The organism is Herbaspirillum camelliae, from assembly GCF_001929405.1.
GTDB classification, from domain to species: domain Bacteria; phylum Pseudomonadota; class Gammaproteobacteria; order Burkholderiales; family Burkholderiaceae_D; genus Herbaspirillum; species Herbaspirillum seropedicae.
The window spans coordinates 1,840,375-1,860,445 of sequence record NZ_KV880769.1; the positions used below are offsets into that span (position 1 = coordinate 1,840,375).

Annotated in this window: 20 protein-coding genes; 7 read left to right on the forward strand and 13 right to left on the reverse strand. The window is 62.5% G+C overall.

What is annotated here, in order from left to right; translation table 11 throughout:
- The first annotated feature begins 641 nt into the window (after positions 1-641).
- Positions 642-1,184, forward strand: coding sequence for a DUF6471 domain-containing protein (locus tag BGK68_RS08130; protein ID WP_075256682.1), 543 nt, complete (start codon positions 642-644; stop codon positions 1,182-1,184).
- A 48-nt stretch (positions 1,185-1,232) separates the two neighbouring features.
- Complete coding sequence (locus BGK68_RS08135) at positions 1,233-1,736, forward strand: dual specificity protein phosphatase family protein (protein WP_075256683.1); 504 nt, start codon at positions 1,233-1,235, stop codon at positions 1,734-1,736.
- 177 nt (positions 1,737-1,913) lie between these two features.
- On the opposite strand, the gene glmS is transcribed toward BGK68_RS08135, so the two are convergent.
- Positions 1,914-3,731, reverse strand: a complete 1,818-nt coding sequence (gene glmS, locus BGK68_RS08140) for a glutamine--fructose-6-phosphate transaminase (isomerizing) (RefSeq protein WP_075256684.1) — start codon at positions 3,729-3,731, stop codon at positions 1,914-1,916.
- Between the two features lie 159 nt (positions 3,732-3,890).
- Between glmS and BGK68_RS08145 the strand changes: the two genes are divergently transcribed.
- Together BGK68_RS08145 and BGK68_RS08150 are read left to right on the forward strand one after the other, a co-directional pair.
- Positions 3,891-4,370, forward strand: a complete 480-nt coding sequence (locus BGK68_RS08145) for an Lrp/AsnC family transcriptional regulator (protein WP_069375136.1) — start codon at positions 3,891-3,893, stop codon at positions 4,368-4,370.
- Positions 4,371-4,541: 171 nt separating this feature from the next.
- Positions 4,542-5,588 carry a glycosyltransferase family 4 protein gene (locus BGK68_RS08150; RefSeq protein WP_075256685.1) on the forward strand — a complete coding sequence of 349 codons (1,047 nt, stop codon included), beginning with the start codon at positions 4,542-4,544 and terminating at the stop codon, positions 5,586-5,588.
- A gap of 49 nt (positions 5,589-5,637) precedes the next feature.
- Here the strand turns inward: BGK68_RS08150 and glmU are convergent, their stop codons facing one another.
- Positions 5,638-6,996 (reverse strand): bifunctional UDP-N-acetylglucosamine diphosphorylase/glucosamine-1-phosphate N-acetyltransferase GlmU, encoded by a 1,359-nt coding sequence (gene glmU / locus BGK68_RS08155; RefSeq protein ID WP_075256686.1) that lies wholly within the window; start codon positions 6,994-6,996, stop codon positions 5,638-5,640.
- 264 nt (positions 6,997-7,260) lie between these two features.
- Here glmU and BGK68_RS08160 point away from each other — a divergent pair, with 264 nt between their 5' ends.
- Both BGK68_RS08160 and BGK68_RS08165 read left to right on the forward strand, forming a co-directional pair.
- Complete coding sequence (locus BGK68_RS08160) at positions 7,261-8,310, forward strand: glycosyltransferase family 4 protein (RefSeq protein WP_075256687.1); 1,050 nt, start codon at positions 7,261-7,263, stop codon at positions 8,308-8,310.
- A gap of 47 nt (positions 8,311-8,357) precedes the next feature.
- Positions 8,358-9,278, forward strand: coding sequence for a hypothetical protein (locus tag BGK68_RS08165; protein ID WP_233149259.1), 921 nt, complete (start codon positions 8,358-8,360; stop codon positions 9,276-9,278).
- A gap of 92 nt (positions 9,279-9,370) precedes the next feature.
- On the opposite strand, the gene BGK68_RS08170 is transcribed toward BGK68_RS08165, so the two are convergent.
- From BGK68_RS08170 to BGK68_RS08205, 8 genes are all read right to left on the reverse strand, one after another.
- Positions 9,371-10,441, reverse strand: a complete 1,071-nt coding sequence (locus tag BGK68_RS08170) for a class I SAM-dependent methyltransferase (protein ID WP_075256689.1) — start codon at positions 10,439-10,441, stop codon at positions 9,371-9,373.
- A gap of 106 nt (positions 10,442-10,547) precedes the next feature.
- Positions 10,548-11,696, reverse strand: a complete 1,149-nt coding sequence (locus BGK68_RS08175; RefSeq protein ID WP_143432987.1) for a glycosyltransferase — start codon at positions 11,694-11,696, stop codon at positions 10,548-10,550.
- A gap of 10 nt (positions 11,697-11,706) precedes the next feature.
- Entirely contained in the window at positions 11,707-12,297 is a 591-nt protein-coding gene (gene gmhB / locus BGK68_RS08180; protein ID WP_075256691.1) for a D-glycero-beta-D-manno-heptose 1,7-bisphosphate 7-phosphatase, read from the reverse strand.
- A gap of 149 nt (positions 12,298-12,446) precedes the next feature.
- Positions 12,447-13,034, reverse strand: a complete 588-nt coding sequence (locus BGK68_RS08185) for a D-sedoheptulose-7-phosphate isomerase (RefSeq protein WP_075256692.1) — start codon at positions 13,032-13,034, stop codon at positions 12,447-12,449.
- Positions 13,031-13,753, reverse strand: coding sequence for a sugar phosphate nucleotidyltransferase (locus tag BGK68_RS08190; RefSeq protein ID WP_075256693.1), 723 nt, complete (start codon positions 13,751-13,753; stop codon positions 13,031-13,033). The genes BGK68_RS08185 and BGK68_RS08190 overlap by 4 nt, the downstream gene beginning before the upstream one ends.
- A 3-nt stretch (positions 13,754-13,756) precedes the next feature.
- The gene (locus BGK68_RS08195) at positions 13,757-14,911 is read right to left on the reverse strand and encodes a DegT/DnrJ/EryC1/StrS family aminotransferase (RefSeq protein ID WP_233149260.1); all 1,155 of its coding nucleotides are present in this window, start codon (positions 14,909-14,911) and stop codon (positions 13,757-13,759) included.
- 84 nt (positions 14,912-14,995) lie between these two features.
- Positions 14,996-15,985 (reverse strand): GDP-L-fucose synthase family protein, encoded by a 990-nt coding sequence (locus tag BGK68_RS08200; protein WP_083657761.1) that lies wholly within the window; start codon positions 15,983-15,985, stop codon positions 14,996-14,998.
- Positions 15,985-16,983 carry a GHMP family kinase ATP-binding protein gene (locus BGK68_RS08205; RefSeq protein ID WP_075256695.1) on the reverse strand — a complete coding sequence of 333 codons (999 nt, stop codon included), beginning with the start codon at positions 16,981-16,983 and terminating at the stop codon, positions 15,985-15,987. The genes BGK68_RS08200 and BGK68_RS08205 overlap by 1 nt, the downstream gene beginning before the upstream one ends.
- Between BGK68_RS08205 and BGK68_RS27380 the strand changes: the two genes are divergently transcribed.
- The gene (locus tag BGK68_RS27380) at positions 16,976-17,326 is read left to right on the forward strand and encodes a hypothetical protein (RefSeq protein WP_143432988.1); all 351 of its coding nucleotides are present in this window, start codon (positions 16,976-16,978) and stop codon (positions 17,324-17,326) included. The two genes, BGK68_RS08205 and BGK68_RS27380, sit on opposite strands and share 8 nt — an antisense overlap.
- A 152-nt stretch (positions 17,327-17,478) precedes the next feature.
- On the opposite strand, the gene rfbC is transcribed toward BGK68_RS27380, so the two are convergent.
- Genes rfbC through galE form a run of 3 tightly spaced genes read right to left on the reverse strand, consistent with a single transcriptional unit; the run spans position 17,479 to position 20,062 of the window.
- A complete protein-coding gene (gene rfbC, locus BGK68_RS08215; RefSeq protein WP_075256697.1) occupies positions 17,479-18,024 on the reverse strand; it encodes a dTDP-4-dehydrorhamnose 3,5-epimerase in 546 nt (181 codons plus the stop codon).
- Positions 18,021-19,037, reverse strand: coding sequence for a dTDP-glucose 4,6-dehydratase (gene rfbB / locus BGK68_RS08220; RefSeq protein WP_075256698.1), 1,017 nt, complete (start codon positions 19,035-19,037; stop codon positions 18,021-18,023). Before rfbB ends, rfbC begins: the two co-directional genes overlap by 4 nt.
- A gap of 14 nt (positions 19,038-19,051) precedes the next feature.
- On the reverse strand, positions 19,052-20,062 hold the full coding sequence (gene galE, locus BGK68_RS08225; RefSeq protein WP_075256699.1) for a UDP-glucose 4-epimerase GalE: 1,011 nt from the start codon (positions 20,060-20,062) through the stop codon (positions 19,052-19,054).
- Positions 20,063-20,071: the final 9 nt, after the last annotated feature.

Sequence of the window (20,071 nt, forward strand, 5' to 3'; positions counted from 1 at the left end):
GTCATGGGCGGTGCTTCCTCACGGGAAACTTTCTTTGATGCAAATTAATGGGGCTTCACGACTGCCATCGTGACGGCCCCATTGTCATTTGCGTGATGAAAAATGATTGCGCATGGGTGGCTCCAGAAAAGAATCAACGATATAGAAGGTCGGCATATTAAGCGCAATGCGTTCCCGACGTAAACGGCGCTGCCAACTGCCCCCCCTCTTGACATGTGACAAAAGGCATTTTTCACGCTATACCAAAAAGTTATTTATATTGCAATAAATGCCATTAAGTTCTCGCTTCTTCGTTCTAAGTGCTCTTATCTCTCATTTGCGGTGAGCGGAAAAATATTTTTTATTTTTTTTCTGGCCTGCGTCCTGTGGCGTGCTTACGCCCTTGTATGGCTGATGCCCCATTGAGTCCTCCATAACTTCGGCTGTATTTCCCTTCTGTGTTGGGTGACCAATCAACTTGAGTAAGTTGGGGGTGTCGTATGGTTATAGCTACCAGTGCTATCTCTCCCTACAATGAGGCGCCGTAGTAACATCAGTGCCTGAGGCTGCAGTCATTGTGGGTATTTCACCCACCTTCATATGGATGTCAGTCTTAACTTACGTTTACCTTAGTCAATCTATTTGTAATTGCAAGGATATTTGTGAGCGAATCCAACTCGCCGTGGGTTGGCCTGACAGCACGAATTGTGCGTGTCGTTCTTGCCCGCAAGGATGTCAGTTATGCCAAGCTCGTCAGTGGTCTTTCGGTTCTGGGCTATAAAGAGGATGAAAAAGCGCTGGCTGCGCGCGTGACCTTGGGGCGCGTGCGGCTCTCTTTGTTTCTCCAGATATTGTACGTAGCTGACTGTAAGGTGCCCCCTCTCTGGGCGGACGTCTTTTCCACGCAAGTTACGTGGGAGGAGCGTGCTCAGCTTGTGATTGCGGCTGAGAGGCGAGAGTGCCCTCTCATAACAATGCATGAGATTACTTCTAAGCTGACGGCACTGGGCTCCGGCCATACTGAGAAGACGCTATCTAAACATGTCAGCAGCGGAGAGATTTTTCTCCCTGTCTTTCTTCGGCTATTGGTGATTATTAGAAGCCCAAGCTTAGAGTTTTTTGCTGACTCTAAGGATTTGCTTTCGGTGGCGCTTCAGAGTCTCCTCGGGGACGAAACTTCGGGACTATCTTTGCTGGAAAAATGAGGTATTGCCACATATTATTGTCAGTGCTGACTGACAATAGGAGGTGTCATGCCAATTCCTCTTCATCAAGTCCTGGAGCGAATCTTTCGACCCTCATCTAACGCCGTGCGTCAAGTTGTGGCCGTCCCGCGCTCGGTAGCAGAGCAAATTCCTCTTGTCGATTCTGTGGCTGTTATATCAGTCACGGCTCCTGAAAAGCTGCAGGCGAGCTTGGCAGCGTTTGAGCACGTGCTGCGACTCAGCTTCGCAGATGTCGACTTCCTCAGCGCAGAAATGACTAAGAGGCGCCAAGCCAAGCTGAAGGCGGCATTCACGGCGCAACAGGCGGGGACGGTGCTGGCATTCGTCGAGGCGCTGCCGCAGAACATCAGGACAATCGTCGTTCATTGCGAGGGTGGGTACTCGCGCTCATGCGCCATCGCGCTGGCACTTGCCGATATCTACGGCTATGAAGCCGACAGAGCGAGCCTGGGGGAGGCGAATCCCTCGGTTCTACGGACCCTTAAGGACGTTGCTTTTATGAAACTAAATGCGAAGAAAGGACGAAAATGAATGGGGTAACTTTCTCCATTCACTTTCGTCCTTTTTTTGTGACCAATGATTAGTCTATTTATCAGATGGGGGCTGGGCTTTGGGCCTGTCAGACCCCCAGCAAAATTGAGTTATTTAGGGCCTGCGAGTAGGGCAATCATTGGTCACTAACAATACAAAGTGATAAATGGCCCCCCCTCACTCCACCGTCACCGACTTAGCCAAATTCCGCGGCTTATCCACATCCGTCCCCCTAGCCAACGCCGTGTGATACGACAGCAACTGCAGCGGCACCACATGCAAGATCGGTGACAACACTCCATAGTGCTCCGGCATACGGATCACATGCAGCCCCTCGGCCGAGCTGATGTGCGAATCACCATCCGCAAACACATACAACTGCCCACCACGCGCACGCACTTCCTGCATGTTGGACTTGAGCTTTTCCACCAGCGCGTCATTGGGCGCGATGGTCACCACTGGCATCTGGTCCGTCACCAGCGCCAGCGGGCCGTGCTTCAGTTCGCCGGCGGCATAGGCTTCGGCGTGGATGTAGGTGATTTCCTTGAGCTTGAGCGCGCCTTCCAGGGCAATCGGGTAATGCAGGCCACGGCCCAGGAAGAGGGCGTTCTCGCGGCGGGCGAAGGATTCGGCCCAGGCGACGATGGAGGGCTCCAGCGCCAGCACGCTCTGCAATGCCGCGGGCAGGTGGCGCATGGCCTTGAGGTGCTCGGCTTCCTGTTCTTCGGTCAGCAGGCCGCGGGTCTGGGCCAGCGCCAGCGTGAGCAGGAAGAGGGCGGCCAGTTGCGTCGTGAAGGCCTTGGTCGAGGCCACGCCCACTTCCACGCCGGCGCGGGTGATGTAGGACAGTTCGCATTCGCGCACCATGGCGCTGGTGGCGACGTTGCAGATCGTCAGCGTGTGCTGCATGCCCAGGCTGCGCGCATGCTTCAATGCGGCCAGGGTGTCGGCGGTTTCGCCGCTCTGGGAGATGGTCACTACCAGCGATTTCGGATTGGGCACGCTGTCGCGGTAACGGTATTCGCTGGCGATCTCGACGTTGACGGGGATCTTGGCGATCGATTCCAGCCAGTACTTGGCGGTCAGGCCGGCGTAGTAGCTGGTGCCGCAGGCCAGGATCAGGATCGAGTCGATCTCCTTGAAGACCTTGTAGGCCTTGTCGCCAAAGAGCTCGGGCATGATGCCGACCACGCCTTCGAGGGTGTCGGCGATGGCGCGCGGCTGCTCGAAGATTTCCTTTTGCATGTAGTGCTGGTAGGGGCCGAGTTCGACCGCGCTGGTGTAGGCCTGCACGGTGCGCACTTCGCGCTCGGCCGGGCGACCGGCGGCGTCGACGATCCAGACCTTCTGCAATTGCAGGTCGACGACGTCGCCTTCTTCCAGGTAGATGATCTGGTCGGTGGTGCCGGCCAGGGCCATGGCGTCGGAGGCGACGAAGTTCTGGCCTTCGCCCACGCCCACGATCAGCGGTGAGCCCTGGCGCGCGGCGACGACGCGGTGCGGTTCGTCGGCGCAGAAGACGGCAATGGCGTACGCGCCGGTGAGGCGGCGTACGGCCTGCTGCACGGTGTTGAAGAGGTCGCCGTCATACATGTGGTCGACCAGGTGGGCGATGACTTCGGTGTCGGTCTGGCTCTCGAAGACGTAACCGATGGCCTGCAATTCGGCGCGCAGTTCGTCGTGGTTCTCGATGATGCCGTTGTGGACCAGCGCGATGCGCTCGCGCGAGAAGTGCGGGTGGGCGTTGTGCGTGGCCGGCGCGCCGTGCGTGGCCCAGCGGGTGTGGGCGATGCCGGTGAAGCCGGACAGGCCGCTCTGCGCGATCTGCTGCTGCAGTTCGGCCACGCGCGAGGTGCTGCGCGAACGCTGCAGCTTGCCGTCCACGTGCAGCGCTACGCCGCAGGAGTCATAGCCGCGATACTCGAGGCGCTTCAAGCCTTCGAGCAGGATGGGGGTGACGTTTTGCTGCGCAACCGCGCCGACGATGCCGCACATGGAATACCTCGTGTGAAAGAATGTGCATGCATATTAGGCGAGGGGATGTGAAATATGATTTCTAAAAATGATGGATAATGAATTAATATTGCTGGCATCAAAACTCGTGAAATATTCATTAAAATTAGACGGATATTTGAATGAATATTGCTAATCCTGATGACATTTGAACTCGACGACCTCGACCGCCGCATCCTGAAGGCCTTGCAGGCCGATGCCAGCCAGACCAACCAGGAGCTGGCTGCGCGGGTGCATGCTTCGCCGCCGACCTGCCTGCGGCGGGTCAAGCGCCTGGTTGAGGGGGGCGTGATTGCGCGCCAGGTGGCACTGCTGGATGCGCAGAAGGTGGCGGCGGCGCTCACGGCGGTGGTGGAAATCACGCTGGACCGCCAGGGCGAGGAGGAGCAGCAGGCCTTCGAGGCGCTGGTGGCCGATGAGCCGGCGGTGCAGCAGTGCTATCGGGTCTCGCCGGGGCCGGATTTCGTGCTGGTGGTGCTGGTGCGGGACATGCCGTCCTATCATGCGCTGGCGCACCGGCTGTTTGCCTCGCAGCGCAATGTGCGCAATGTGCGCAGTTATTTCTCCATCCATCGCAGCAAGTTCGAGACGGCTATTCCTATCGATGACGCGGCCAGTTGAACGGCTTGCAGCCTGTGCGCAGCGCATGCAAAGGGCCGAGATCGGCCGGGTTTGCGGTGGTTCTTCGGCCTTTGGCTGGCGTGGGCGGGCTTATGCTGTCGGTCTGCCCTGACCGGGCCATGAGTTTGTCATTGTCCTCATCCTTCTCACCTTTGCCTTCTTTGCCTGCCCATGAAAATCCTCCTGCTCAACGATGAGTTCTACACTACCGGCGCCAGCATTGCGATGCTGCGGCTGGCTGAGCGGCTGGTTCAGCAGCATGAGGTGCTGGTGATGCCGCGCCGCGATGGCGAGGGAGAAATCCGTAAACAATTTGAGGCGCTGGGCATTCCCATCGTCCACAACGTCACTACAGTGGATGTGGTGGTGGCCAATACGCTCATGGCTGGCCTGCATGTGGCCGAGGCCGGGCCCAAGGTGCCGGTGGTGTGGTGGATCCATGAGGCCGAGGTGGGGCGCGACCTGATCCTGCGCTTTCCGGCGCTGGCGCCGGCTTTCCAGCATGCCTCGCAGATCGTCTTCCAGACCAGCTATCAGCAGAAGGTCTACCAGAGCTTCCTCTTCGATAGCCCGGCGAGCTGTCATGTGCTGCCGTTCTGGAATGACGCCATCTATCGGCAGGAAGACCTGAGCCCCAAGCCCAAGCGCGGCAAGCGCATCGTCTGCATCGGCACCATCGAGCCGCGCAAGCGCATGGAAGATACCGTGCTGGCGGTGGAGGCGATGCCGCCCGCCTTGCGCGATGAGGTGGAGTGCGTCTTCATCGGCAAGTACCTGGAATTGCCGGAGCAGGCGCGCCGGATCGCCGATGCGGCTCCGCAGCGCTACCGTTTCCTGGGGGAGCAGGCCAATGACGAGGTGTTGCGCTACCTGGCGTCGGCCGATGCCTATGTGCTGGCCAGCTATAGCGAGTCGCAGCCGCTGAGCATCTGGGAAGCCTTCGAGCTGGAAGTGCCGGTCTGCCTCTCGGACCTGGAAACCTATGGTCACATCGGCCTGCAGCATGGCCGCAATGCGCTGATGCATCCGGTCGGCCAGACCGCGGTGTTGAGCGCCAACCTGCAGCAGCTGCTGACCCGTCCCACGCTGGCGCGAGAGTTGGCGCGCGCGGGCAAGAGTTTGCTGTTGAAGAACCTCACCCGCGACTGGGCCGATGAGTTCGAGCGCATCATTGCCCGCGCCGCCATGGGCGCGGAACTCCGGAAGCTGGGCTACTGAAGTTGAGCTACCGAGGCTGAGCTGCTGAGGCGGCTTGCCGCCGCAGACCTTACTTCTTGATCTTCACCGGCCGCTGCCATCCCGGCAGGGACAGCTGCTTGGCACGCGAGATCGTCAGCTGTCCAGCCGGGGCATCCTTGGTCAGCGTGGTGCCTGCGCCCAGCGTGGCGCCCTTGCCCACGACTACCGGTGCGACCAGCTGGCTGTCGCTGCCGATGAAGGCCTCGTCCTCGATGGTGGTGCGGAATTTGTTGGCGCCGTCGTAGTTGCAGGTGATCACGCCTGCGCCGATATTGACCTTGCTGCCCACATCCGCATCGCCCACGTAGGCCAGGTGATTGGCCTTGCTGCCCAGTCCGATGACGCTGTTCTTGACCTCGACGAAGTTGCCGATGTGGACCTCGTCGGCCAGCTCGGTGCCGGGGCGCAGGCGCGCATACGGGCCGACCTGCGCACCCGCGCCGACCACCGCATCTTCGATGTGGGTGAAGGCCTTGATGTTGGCGCCGGCGGCAATGCTGGCGTTGCGGATGACGCAGTGGGGGCCGATGCTGGCGCCTTCGCCGATGCGCACGCAACCCTCGAAGACGCAGTTGACGTCGATGCTGACATCGCGGCCGCAGTCGAGCGTGCCGCGCACATCGATGCGGGCCGGGTCGGCCAGGGTCACGCCGGCTTCCAGCAGGGCGGTGGCGATGTTGCGCTGGTGCACGCGCTCCAGCTCGGCCAGTTGCACCTTGCTGTTCACGCCCAGCGTCTCGGCCACGTCGTCGGGCTGGGCCGAGACCACGTCCACGCCATCGGCCACGGCGGCGGCGATCACGTCGGTGAGGTAGTACTCGCCCTGGGCGTTGTCGTTGGACAGCTTGGCCAGCCAGTCACGCAGGCGGGCGGTGGGGGCGACGATGATGCCGGTGTTGACTTCGGTGATGGCACGCTCGGCGGGGCTGGCGTCCTTCTGTTCGACGATGCGGGTGATCTTGCCGTTCTCGCGCACGATGCGGCCATAGCCGGTGGGGTCGTCCAGCGTCACGGTGAGCACGCCCAGCTTGTCCTGGCCGGCTGCAGCCAGCAGCCTTTGCAGGGAGGCGGCGGTGGTCAGCGGGACATCGCCATACAGCACCAGGGTGGCGGCGCCGTCTTCCAGGTGCGGCAGGGCCTGCATGACGGCATGGCCGGTGCCGAGCTGCGGTTCCTGGCGGGCAAAGGCCAGGTCGCCGTCGGCAAAGGCCTGCGGCACGGCGTCGCCGCCGTGGCCGTAGATCACGCACAGGCGAGACGGTGCGAGCGCGCGGGCGGTGTCGATGACGTGCCCCAGCAGGGGCTTGCCGGCCAGCGGGTGCAAGACCTTGGGAAGGGAGGATTGCATGCGTTTGCCCATGCCGGCAGCGAGGATGACGATGTTCATGGCGTAGCGGGGTTGGTGGACTTGCCGAAAAGGCAAAGTCTAGCATGCAGCCCCGGCGCCGCCGGGCTGCTTGTGGTCAAAAAGGAAGCTGAAGGGCATTTGCGCGTGTGCTCCGCCCTTTGAGGCCTGCATGGCTCATTAAGATGGCAGATTGCGGCTTGCTGCGCGTGTTTTGCATCAGGGAAATCTTTGGGTGACGGCGCAGCGCCATTACGAATAAGCGATAGGCGGCCGGCCTGCGGTCGCGCCCTCTTTGGACATTGCATGAAGATTCTTTTGTTGAACGACGAGTTCTACACCACCGGCGCCAGCACGGCCATGCTGCGCCTGGCCGAGCGGCTGGTGCAGAACCACGAGGTGTCGGTCTTGCCGCGTATCGATGGCCAGGGCGAGATCAGGAAGCAGTTCGAAGCGCTGGGCATTCCCATCGTCAAGGACCTGGCTGGCGAGCCTGAGCTGATTGTGTCCAACTGCATCCTGTCGGGTTCGCTGGTGGGTGAGCTGGCGCCGCGTTGCCCGGTGATCTGGTGGGTGCATGAGGCCGAGGTCGGCCGTGACCTGCTGCTGCGTTATCCGCAGATGGCGCAGGGTTTCAAGAGCGCCTCGCACATCGTCTTCCAGACCGAGTTCCAGCGCATCGTCTATGGCAGCTTCCTCTTCGACAGTCCGGCCATGGTGCATGTGCTGCCGTTCTGGAACGACGCCATCTACCGCCAGCAGGATCTGCAGCCCAAGCCCAAGGACAAGAAGCGCATCGTCTGCATCGGCACCATCGAACCGCGCAAGCGCATGGAAGACACCATCCTGGCCGTCAATGCCATGAGCAGCGCGCAGCGTGCCGAGATCGAATGCATCTTCATCGGCAAGTACCTGCAGCTGGGCGATGGCGCGCGCAAGCTGGCTGAGGCGCTGCCGGAGCGTTACCGCTTCCTGGGCGAACAGCCCAACGAAGAAACCCTGCGCTACCTGGCCTCGGCGGACGCCTATGTGCTGGCCAGTTCCAGCGAGTCCCAGCCGCTGACGATCTGGGAAGCCTTCGAGCTGGAAGTCCCGATCTGCCTGTCGGACCTGGAGACCTATCGCCACATCGGCCTGAAGCACGGCGTCAACGCCATGATGCACCCGGTGGGCAATATGGAGCTGCTGGCCTCGAACCTGCAGATGGTGCTCTATCACGACGATGTGCGCCGTCGCATCACCCGGGCCGGCAAGAGCCTGCTGCTCAAGAATCTCACCAGTGACTGGACCGACGCCTTCGAACGCCTGATCTATCGGGTGCAGGCGCAGATCACCGTCAAGCAGATGGGATTCTGATCCGTCCAGTCCCTGATCCTCACATCCTTAGTCAACGTTTGCCCATCATGGATTTCAATCAACGCATCTCCGAGCTGCTCAACATCCGCCCGACCGTGCTCAATGCCGATGGCATCCTGCGCGAGTGCGTCCGTATCGAGCAGGACAATCCCTATATCCCCTCAGGTTTCCTGTGGGTGCTCGAGTACAAGCGTGGGCAGGTCAGCAAGCTGCGCGGCGACAAGCCCGGCGCGGTCGCCCATGCGCGTCGCGCGGTGGCGCTCAATCCCTACAACGAAGACCTGATCCGCGAATACCGCGACCTGGTCGCCAATGCCTCCACCATCAAGAACCTGGCCCTGATCATCAGTTGCAAGAAGTACGAACAGAAGGCCCTGAGCCTGCAGCGTCAGTACGAGGAAGCGGGGATCGAAAGCCTGATCATCTCCGGTCACGATACCGAGGCCATCAACCATCCGCGCGCCGTGCAGGTGGCCGCGCCGGACAACTACGAGGGTCTGCCGCGCAAGACCGTGGCGGCCTGCACCTGGGTCTACGAGAACGTGGGTCGCAACGTCGGCATCCTCAAGGTGGACGACGACCAGACCTTGTTCGATCCGGTGCGCGCGCGCCAACTGCTGGAGCAGTTGCATACCCTGAATGTGTATGCGGGTGTGCCGGTATCGGGCACTACCCATGACCGCAATTGGCACTGGAACAAGTGCCAAGACAAGTCTCTCAACACCATCTCCTATGGCAAGCCCTTCTGGCGGCACTGGGCCATGGGCGGGGCCTATTACCTGGGCCCGGGGCCCTTGGAAAAACTGGTCATGACCATGATGCGTTTCCCCGGACTGTTCGATGGCGAATACTACGAGGACAAGCTGGTGGGCGACGCCCTCATGGTCGAGCAGGTGCCGTTGAAGGAACTGGCTGGCTACGAAGACTTCGGCCTGAGCCTGACGGCGCAGCATCGTTTCAATAGCTGAGCTGGATGGCACTACGCTGCGCCGGTCGTATCGGTCGGCACCATGGAAAAAGGCTCCCGCGGGAGCCTTTTTTCACATCCATGGCGTGGTCTTCATTCCAGGCCGGCGCGGGCTCGCGCCAACTGCTCCTGGTAGAAATCGAAGATGTCCTTGACCACTTCCGGCGCGCGCAGCGTGGCCTGGTAGAACAATTCCTTGGCATCCTCGGGCATGTTGCAGATGGCCGCCAGGCGACCCAGCTGGAACACCACCGCCGGATTCTCGCCATCGTTCTGCAGGGCTTCCGTGAGGACCTTGAAGGCTTCCTCGTAGCGGGCTGAGGCAATGTGCTCCATGCCGATTTCCAGCGGGCTCATGGGCGCCAGCAGCGGCTGTGCGGCCGACTGTGCCGAGGCCATCTCACGTTCCAGCTGGGCCAGGTTCTGCAGGTACTGTCCATTGCCGGCGTCACGCATCTCCGGAGAGGCAGCCAGCCATTTTTCGCAGAACGATCCCAGCTCGCGCACCGCCGACGAGTTCAGCGACAAGCCCGGCACCACCGCCAGCGAGGTCTTGCGCAGCATGTCGCGGTCGTTGCTGATGGTCAGGCCGCAATAGGCCGGACGCAGGCCTTCGCTGCTGAGCATGGTTTCCAGCTCGGCCAGGTTCCATTCGCGGATGTGGGTGGGATTGGCTGGCGGCCCCATGTCGTGGGTACCGCGTTCGAGATCACGCTCCGGGGTCGAGATCACGGCGACCTTGGCATGCACCAGGTAGGAGCGGATTAGGGCCATCAGGCGGGTCGGGTTGACCAGGTGCTCGATCACGTCCGAATTGATCACCACCGCGTTTTGCAGCACCTCGGGCGGGAATTGCACGCCGTCGCTGTTTTCCAGGTCCACCTCGACCCAGTTGCCAAACGGATATTGGGCGCGGCAGTGCTCCAGGTTGCTGCCGAAGTCCATGCCGATGATCTGGAACTCGGGGTACATCATCGACAGCTTGCGCGCGCGTCCACACCCGATATCGATGATGTAGCGGCAACCGTACTGGCGCGCCAGGGTGGCCGCCAGCGGATAGACCTCCGGTTGCCAGATGGTGCCGTCATCGTGGACGTCGGCATAGTATTCCGGTTGAGTACGGGCCCGATATCCCGGTTTGATGAAGAAGCTTGCTGCTGTCACGATGGTTCCTATGAGAAGAACTTGAAAAGGAAGGGCTTTCCGGCGACGCTGCCCTGGGTCGGCTCACATCCTCGTGCTGGCCGTAGGTGCAAACGATTGTAGCAGTTCATGCTGCCTCTACACGACTGAAATCGGTCTCGACACCGTCTTCCAGCCAACGCAGGATTTGCTTCACCCGCAGCTCGGCCGTATGCAGGGTGAGCAGCTTGTGGCGGGCATTGCCGACCAGTCGCTGCACCAATGCGCGATCTTGCTGCAGGCGGCGGATCTGGTGGGCCAGGTGTTCCGGTGATTCGGGGTCGTAGAGCAGGATGTCCTGCTCGTCGGCGAACAGGGCATTGGTGCGCGGCCGGCCCGGGATGGTGCAGGAGATGACCGGCTTGCCGGCCGCCATGCCCTCGTAGACACGACCCGGGAAGCCCTGGAAGAAGGAAGGCAGGTTCACCACCGCCACGCCCTGCTGCAGGCTGCGCAGCCACAGGGCGAAGATATCCTGGCGCAATGTGCGCAGCAGTTGCAGATAGCGTTCCAGCACCACCGGCGTGGCCTGCAGGCCCTGTTCCAGCGCCTCGGTGGTGAGGGCTTGCAAACGGTCGAACAGGGCCGGGAATTCGGTCTGGTATTCCAGCGAAGGGCCTGGCTGCACCAGCAGGCCGTCGAGTTGCGGATGCTTGAGCCAGCTCTGCCGCTTGCCATACAGCGCTCCGTAGAAGACCGCATAGGGCTGGGCCGCGCGGGAGGCGACCTGGATACTGTCGCGCGGCACCGTCTGCGGCCACCACATGGCCTGGACCTGACCATCTTTGTTCAGGTCGGTGGCGTCCTGTTCGTCGGCCAGCAGCACGTGGGTCATGTAGGACAGGCGCCGCACCACGCGCTCCTTGCGTTCTTTGAGCTTGGGTTCGAGCTCGTACACATAGGGCTCGTATTGCAGCGACTCCATCACAAAGCCCAGGCGCACCGGCGCCAGGCTGCTGATCCAGGACAGGAACTGCTCGTCGTAGTCCGCATGGACCAGTTCGATCCAGACCTGGTCATAGGTCCGCTGGCCCACCATCTGGCGCAAGCGGGAGAGCCAGTTGCCGCGGCTGGTGTTGTCCATGCGAAACATGCTGGGAATGCTGAACACATCGGCGCCGCTCTGGCGCAGCGCTTGCTCCACGCCCATCTGGGTGGGATAGCCCAGGCTGCGCGCCAGGCGCCAGTCGGGAAACTCCAGGAAGATGAACAGGATGCGGGGAGTGGGAGTCGTCACGTCATTGACCTCATGCAAGAGCGGCGCTGGCGGCGCTGGCCTGGCGGGATTCGCGCAGGATCAGCGCACCCGCGCGGGCGAAATCGTCGGCCAGCAGGACGCCGGGGGGACAGTGGTCCCGTTCTTCACGGCCATAGCCGGTGGCCACCAGCACGCAGCGCGCGCCCACGGCCAGTCCGGCCTGTATGTCACTGAGCTTGTCGCCCACCATCCATGAGCGCGACAGGTCGATGTTCCATTCGCGCTGGGCGCGCAGGAGCATGCCGGGCGCGGGTTTGCGGCAATCGCAGTCACGCACGTCGCCATGCTGGGGATGATGCGGACAGTGATAGTAGGCGTCGATGCAGCCGGCGGCCTCGCCCATGCCGGCGTCGACCTGGGCGTGCAGGCGGTGGATGGCTTGCTCGTCGTAGTAGCCGCGCGCCACGCCGGCCTGGTTGGTCACCACGATATTGAGGAAGCCCGCCGCATGCAGCTGCATGAGCATGTCCACCGAACCCGGGATCCATTCCCAGTCTTCGTAGCGGTGCAGGTAGTTCTTCTCGACATTGAGCGTGCCATCGCGATCGATGAAGACGCAGGGGCGTGCGGGTTCAGACATTGCCGTACTTGGTGTTCTTGGTCATGGTGTAGCCCTTGACCAGTTCGGCGATGCGGCCAGCAGGGCCGGCACCATGATGGAGCCGAGATAGCCGGCGCCGCCGGTGACGAGGATGTGGTAAGACATGATGGATCGTCCTTTGCTGAAGATCATTCGCCGAAGAGGGCCGCTTCCACGCTCTCGCAGAGGGTGTGCGCCAGTACGATATGCAATTCCTGGATGGTGCTGGTGGCCTCGCCGGGGACGACGATGGCGTGGTCGGCCAGCGGCAGCGCCGGTCCGCCATCGCGGCCGGTAAACAGGATGCTGGGCACGCCCATGGCGCGGCATTGCTCCAGCGCGCGCAGGATATTGGGCGAGCGTCCCGAGGTGGTGATGCCCAGGAAGATATCGCCAGCCACCGCCTTGCCGGCCAACTGGCGCGAAAACACCTGCTCGTAGCCATAGTCATTGCCGATGGCGGTGAGGATGGAGCTGTCGGTGGTCAGCGCTTCGGCTGGCAGGGGCGCACGATCGCGCGCCAGCTTGCTGACGAACTCGGCCGCCAGGTGCTGGGCATCGGCAGCCGAGCCGCCGTTGCCGGCGATGTAGATGCGGCGGCCATTGCGATAGGCAGCGATGGTGGCGGCCACGGCGGCGTCGAAGACGGCCAGGGTGGCGCTCTCCTGCATGAGCTGTTGCTTGGCGCGGATGGAGGCGTCGAGGTTGCGTTGCAGGCGTTGCAGTGGCGAGCTCATGGGGTCTCCTTTGCATTGAGTACGGTGGCGGCGCGGTGGTAGTCATCGGGGATGCCGATGTCGATGAAGCTGCCGTCGAATTCCAGTCCCACCATGCGCTGCCCGGCGGCGAAGGCGCGCGGGAACAGATCGTTTTCCAGCGACGTGCTATCGCCGGCCTGCACACCCAGGCTGGCCAGGGCGCGCGGATGGATGCAATAGACGCCGCCATTGGCCAGGCATTCGTCGCCATCCTGGCTGGATTTGAGTTCGGTGATGCGGCCATCGGCGGCCACGCCCATGCCCAGGTAACGGCTGGTCTGGCCGGTGCGAAACAGCGAGAAGCACCAGTCGCTGTCCTGCTGCAGGGCAAACTGTTCCAGCGCCGGCAACTGCACGGCGAAGTAGGTATCGCCATTGAGCAGCAGGAAGCGTTGGTCCGCCGGCAAGCGCTGCAGCGCCAGCAGCAGGCCGCCGCCGGTGCCCAGCGGCGTTTCCTCGACCACGTAGTCCAGTCGCGCGCCCCGGTACTGCTGGCCGAAGTGCCCGCTGATGGCCTCGTGCCGGTAACCCACGGCCAGCACGAAGTGATCGATGCCCTGGGCGATCCAGTAGTCGAGCTGGTATTCGAGGAAGGGGCGGCCCTCGATCGGCGCCATCGGCTTGGGCAGGTCAGGGACGGCGCTGCGCAGACGGGTGCCCAGACCTCCGGCCAGGATGACGGCGGACTGTATCGTCATGGCTCAGACCGCGTTGAGGATGCGGCAGATGTCATCCACTTCGGCGTCGGACAGGTCGGGGAAGTTGCCGATGTAGAAGCCGTAGAAATGGATGTGCTCGGTCTGCGGGAATTGCAGGTAGTGGTCGGCCGGCACGATGCCCTTCAGGTAGGGCTGGCGCACCTGGTTGCCACCGCCGGCGCTGCCGCGGCGGAATTCGATGCCGTTGCTGCGCATGGTCTGCATGAGGCGTTCGACGAAGACGTCGTCGGCCTCGCGCAGCACCAGGTTGAAGGCGTAGTTGCTGGAACCCTCGGTCTTGAAATCGACGCGGTAGCGCTGGCTGTCGATCTGGCCCAGGAAACGCATCATGTTGGTGGTGCGGCGCGCGCAGTTGGCGTCCAGGCGCTTGAGCTGGCTGCGGCCCATGATGGCGCCGATTTCGGTGTTGCGCACGTTGTAGGCCGGGTAGGCAAAGATGAAGTCTGGATTGAGCTCTGGATTGTCCTGGCGATAGCCCAGCTTCAGGTCGTCATCGGTCGCTTCGCGCACCATGCCGTGCGAGCGCAGCATGCGCACCTGCTGGTAGATCTCGGGGTCGTTGGTGCAGACCATGCCGCCCTCGATGGTGCTCATGTGGTGGGCATAGTAGAAGGAGAAGTTCGACATCCAGCCGAAGCTGCCCAGGCGTTGGCCGTTGTGGGTAGCGCCATGCGATTCGCAGACGTCTTCGATGAGCGGGATGTTGCGGCGTTCCAGCTCGGCCAGCAGTTCGTCGGTGAGCCCGTCGAAGCCCTGCACATGGGTCAGGAACACGGCGCGGGTGCGTTCGGTGATCTTGGCCAGGATCTGCTCCGGGGCCATGGCCAGCGAGCGCGGATCGATGTCGGCGAAGACCGGCGTGAAGCCGTTCTGGATGACCGTGGCCACGTCGGAGATCCAGGTCAGCGGCGGCACGATGACTTCGCCGCCTTCCGGGTTGCGCAGCTTGAGCACGGCCATGCTCAGCAGGTTGGCCGAGGCGCCGGAGTTGACGAAGACGCTGTACTTCACACCCAGCCATTCGGACCATTCCTTCTCGAAGGCGCGTACGTTCGGTCCGTTGGTCAGGATGGGGTCGTCCTGGCGCAGATGCTCGATGACGGCATCGAGGTCTTCACGCAGGATATTGTTTCTCATCAGTGGGTATTTCATCATGCGGTTCCGTTATGCGAGGGTGAGGGAGAGCATTGCTTGTCGTTGTCGGGACATCCCGTGCGCCGGTCAAACGGCGCGGCCGGCCTTGTTCTGCACATACCAGGCGTAAGTATCGCGCAGTCCTTCGGCAAATCCGACCTGGGTGCGCCAGCCTTGCTGGTGCATCAGGCTGCTGTCGAGCAGCTTGCGCAGGGCGCCGTCGGGTTTGCTGCTGTCCCATTCCAGGCGGCCTTCATAGCCGACCACACCGGCGATGACTTGGGCCAGTTCGCGGATGGAAATGTCGCTGCCCGAGCCGACATTGAGGGGCAGCGTGAGCGCAGGCAATTGCTCGCGCATCATCAGCAGTGCGGCGGCGGCGATGTCATCGGCGTGGATGAATTCGCGCCGCGGCGTGCCGCTGCCCCACAGCGTGACGGCCTCGGCGCCATCCAGCTTGGCCTGATGGAAGCGCGCCATCAGCGAGGACAGTACATGCCCCGACTTGGGGTCGAAGTTGTCATTGGGGCCGTAGGCGCTGTTGGGAATGAGCGGGATGAAGCGCTGCTGGCCGTACTGGCGGTTGTAGGCCAGGCACAGTTGCACGCCGGCCAGCTTGGCGATGGCATAGGGCAGGCTGGTCGGTTCCGGGTGGCCGCTCAGCAGCGCCGTCTCGGCCATCGGCTGCGCCGTTTCGCGCGGATACATGCAGGAAGAGCCGAACATCACCAGGCGCTTGACGCCGCAACGATGGGCCGCCTCCAGCACGTTGAGCGAGATGGCCAGGTTGGCGTTGATGAAGTCGGCCGGGAAGCTCTGGTTTTCCAGGATGCCGCCGACCTTGCCGGCGGCCAGCATGACGTAGTCCGGACGTTCCGCTTCAAAGAAGGCGTCGACCTGCTGCTTGTCGCGCAGCTCCAGCTGGGCGCGGGTGCGGGTGATCAGCTTGCGGTAGCCGGCCTGTTGCAATGCGCGCAGGATGGCCGAGCCGATCAGGCCGGCGTGTCCTGCCACGAAGATGGAGGCGTCGCGCGAGGGCATGTCGGGCGGCAGCGCAGCGGGAGTGGGAAGCGTCATCAATTCAATCCAGTGGGGTTGTACATGACGATGCGCGTGCCGCCGTCATCGAACTTGAAGGGAACATGGATCAGGTGCTTCAGGCGTTCGCGCACGGCTGGCTGTTGTTCGGGCCTGACGAAGAGCATCAGGAAGCCGCCGCCGCCCGCACCCATGATCTTGCCGCCGATGGCGCCGGCCTGCATCGCTTCCTGGTACAGGTAGTCGATTTCGCTGGTGGAGACCTTGTCGGAGAGCGAGCGCTTGCACAGCCAGCTCTCGTGCAGCAGCTTGCCCAGCTCCTCGATGGAGGTATGCTCGCTTTGCAGGATGGCCATGGCTTCATCGACCATCTCGCGCATGCGATGCAGCTGCGCCTGGCGCTGCTTGAGGTTGTCGATCTGCGATTTGGCCACTTCCGAGGCAATGCGGGAAAACCCGGTGAAGCACAGCATCAGGTGGCTGTGGAACTCGTTGAGACGTTCTTGCCGCAAGACCACCGGCGAGACCGAGAAGCTGCCGTTGCGATGGAATTCGATCATGTTGAAGCCGCCATAGGCCGCCGACACCTGGTCCTGCGAGCCCACATTTTCGGCCAGGACGTTCTGTTCGATATGGATGGCGGTGCTGGCCAGGTATTGCTTGGACGCATAGCGTCCTTCCAGCGCCGCCAGCGCATGCAGCATGCCTACCGTAAAGGAAGAGCTGGAGCCCAGTCCGGAGCGCGCCGGCAGGTCGCCGTCGTGGTGGATTTCCAGGCCGCGCTCGCAGCCGGTCCAGCCAAGGATGCCGCGTACGGCCGGGTGCTTGATCTCCTCGACCGTCTGCACGTTCTCGATCAGGGAGTGGACGATGCGGTGCTTGTGTTCAAAGAACGGCGGCAGGTAGCGGCAGGTGATGTAGCAGTACTTGTCGATGCTGGTGGCCAGGACGGCCCCGCCATGTTCGGCATACCAGCCCGGATAGTCGGTGCCGCCGCCGAAGAAGGACATGCGAAAAGGGGTACGGGTGATGATCATTATCGTTATCCGTGCTGTTGGCCCTGCTGAATGGATGGGCGGTGCCAGGCGGCGCCGCCGGGGTTCAGTCTCCGAGGATCTTGCGCCGTGGCTCGATCCTGGTCATGCCCTGCATGGACGGGTTGGCGGCTCGGGTGAGCCCATGTGGCAGGAGGGCCTGCCGACTGCCGGGATTGACGAGCACGACATCGATATTCTTTGTTTCTGGCACCTTGGATATCTCCTCATGGCGCTTGCAATGCCATCGGCCAGACTTTCCATCATGCATCGATTGGGCAAGGCAAACGACTGTTTCCGCCTGTTCTCCATGTCGCAGCGGGGCTGCAGGATGTGGGCATCCTGAGCAGTCTACGTGGATTGACCGGATCAGATGGCGGGATTACAGGGGATTTTCCGGTCTACCTTTTTTGTTAGCATTCGTGCCGGGGCAGGCGCATGGCCAGGGCGGACCAGCGTAGGGACAGCTGGCAATGCCGCTCGCCGATCACCGCGATTTCACGGAAAAACCTCGGCGTGGCGCCAGGCCACGCCCTGCCGGTCCTTGTCCGACAGCAGTGGCGGGGCGGTCAGTTGCCAGTCGATGGCCAGGTCGGGATCATCCCAGCGCAGGCAGCGCTCATCCGGTGCAGACCAGTAGGCGGTGGTCTTGTATTGCACATCGGCAATGTCGCTGCGGACGTGGAAGCCGTGGGCGAAACCTTCCGGGATCCACAGCTGGCGGCGATTCTGCGCCGACAGCGTGACGCTGGCCCATTGCCCGAAACCGGGCGACTGGCGGCGCAGGTCCACCACCACATCGGTGATCTCCCCATGGATCACGCGCACCAGCTTGCCCTGCGGCTGCTGCAACTGATAGTGCAGGCCGCGCAGCACGCCGGCTTTGGAGCGCGACTGGTTGTCCTGGACAAACTGCGGGGCCAGGCCCGTGAGGGCCGTGAACTGGCGCGCATTGAAAGCTTCGAAGAAATGGCCGCGCTCGTCTTCGAAGACCGTGGGCTCCAGCACCAGCACGCCGGGGAGCAGGGTGGCGGCGATCTTCATGGCCTTGCTCCGGACGCATGGCGGGCCGCCAGGAACCACTGCACGGTCTGCCGCAGCCCTTGCCTGAAGGCGTGCTGCGGGGACCAGCCCAGCTCGCGCTGGATCTTGCTGATGTCGACGGCATAGCGGCGATCATGGCCGGGACGGTCTTGCACGAAGCAGATCTGGTCGCGGTACTGGCCTTGCGCCTTGGGGGCGAGTTCATCGAGCAGATCGCACAACGTCAGGACCACCTCGAGATTGGTCTTCTCGCTATTGCCGCCGATGTTGTAGCTCTCGCCCGGCCGGGCGCGGGCCAGGACCAGCTCGATGGCGCGGCAGTGATCGGCCACATGCAGCCAGTCACGCACCTGCTGGCCGTCACCATAGATGGGCAGCGGCTGGCCGGCCAGGGCGTTGGTGATCACCAGCGGGATGAGTTTTTCGGGGAAGTGGAACGGCCCGTAGTTGTTGGAGCAATGCGTGATGAGGACCGGCAAGCCATAGGTGCTATGAAAAGCCCGCACCAGATGGTCGGAAGCCGCCTTGGAGGCGGAGTAGGGGCTATTGGGGGCGTAGGGCGAGGTTTCGGTGAAGGGCGGCGCGTGTGCGGCCAGGCTGCCGAATACCTCGTCGGTGGAAATGTGCAGGAAGCGGAAGGCCGCCTGCTCAGCCGCTGGCAGCGTGCTCCAGTAGTCGTAGGCCGCGCTGAGCATGCTGAAGGTGCCGTTGACATTGGTCTGGATGAACACCGCCGGACCGGCAATGGAGCGGTCCACATGGCTCTCGGCGGCGCAGTGGACCACGGCGCGCGGGCGGTGCTGCGCGAACAGGCGGGCAATGGCCGCGGTGTCGCAGATATCGGTCTGGCTGAACAGGTAACGCGCATCACCGGCCACGCTGGCCAGGTTGCCGGAATTACCGGCGTAGGTCAGCTTGTCGATGTTGAGCACGGCCTCATCGTGCGGGGCCGCCAGGAAATGCAGGATGTAGTTGGCGCCGATGAAACCGGCGCCGCCTGTGACGAAGAGCATGGTCTGGCGAGGCTTTAGGCCTTGAAGCCGTTCGGATTCATCTGCTGCCACTTCCACGAATGAGCACACATCGCCTCCAGCCCCAGCGTGGCTTCCCAGCCCAGCTTGCGCTTGGCTTCGGCGGGATTGGCGTAGCACGAGGCGATGTCGCCGGGACGACGTTCGGCGATGGCATAGGGCAGGGTCTTGCCGCAGGCCTTCTCGTAGGCCTTGAGCACGTCGAGCACGCTGTAGCCCACGCCGGTGCCCAGGTTCACCGCAAAGCATTGCGGCGCGTCCAGCGCTTGCAGGGCGGCCACGTGGCCGCGCGCCAGGTCCACTACGTGGATGAAGTCGCGTACGCCCGTGCCGTCGGGGGTGGGATAGTCGCCGCCCCAGATGTTGAGGCGTTCGCGGCGACCGATGGCGACCTGGGCCACGAAGGGCATGAGGTTGTTGGGAATGCCGCCCGGGTCTTCGCCGATCAGGCCGCTCTCATGCGCGCCGACCGGGTTGAAGTAGCGCAGCAGCGCGATCTTCCAGTCGGGATGGGCGCGGTAGTAGTCGCGCAGCATGTCTTCGATGACGATCTTGCTGCGGCCATAGGGGTTGCTGGCCGAGAGCGGATGGGCTTCGTCCAGCGGCAGGTATTGCGGATCGCCGTAGACCGTGGCCGAGGAGGAGAACACGATGGTCTTCACGCCCGTGGCTTGCATCGCTTCGAGCAGACGCACCGTGCCGACCACGTTGTTGTCGTAGTACATCAGGGGTTGCTCGACCGATTCGCCCACCGCCTTGAGTCCGGCGAAATGGATCACCGCCTCGCACTTGAATTCGCGCAGCACGCTTTCGAGCTGCTCGCGGTTGCGGATGTCGCCCTTGACCAGGGAGAGCGTCTTGCCGGTGATCTGCTGCACCCGCTTGACCGATTCGGGGCTGCTGTTGCAGAAGTTGTCGAAGACGATGACCTCGTGGCCTGCATTGAGCAGTTCCACGCAGGTATGGGAACCGATGTAGCCGGCTCCCCCAGTGACGAGGATATTCATGAGCGAAAG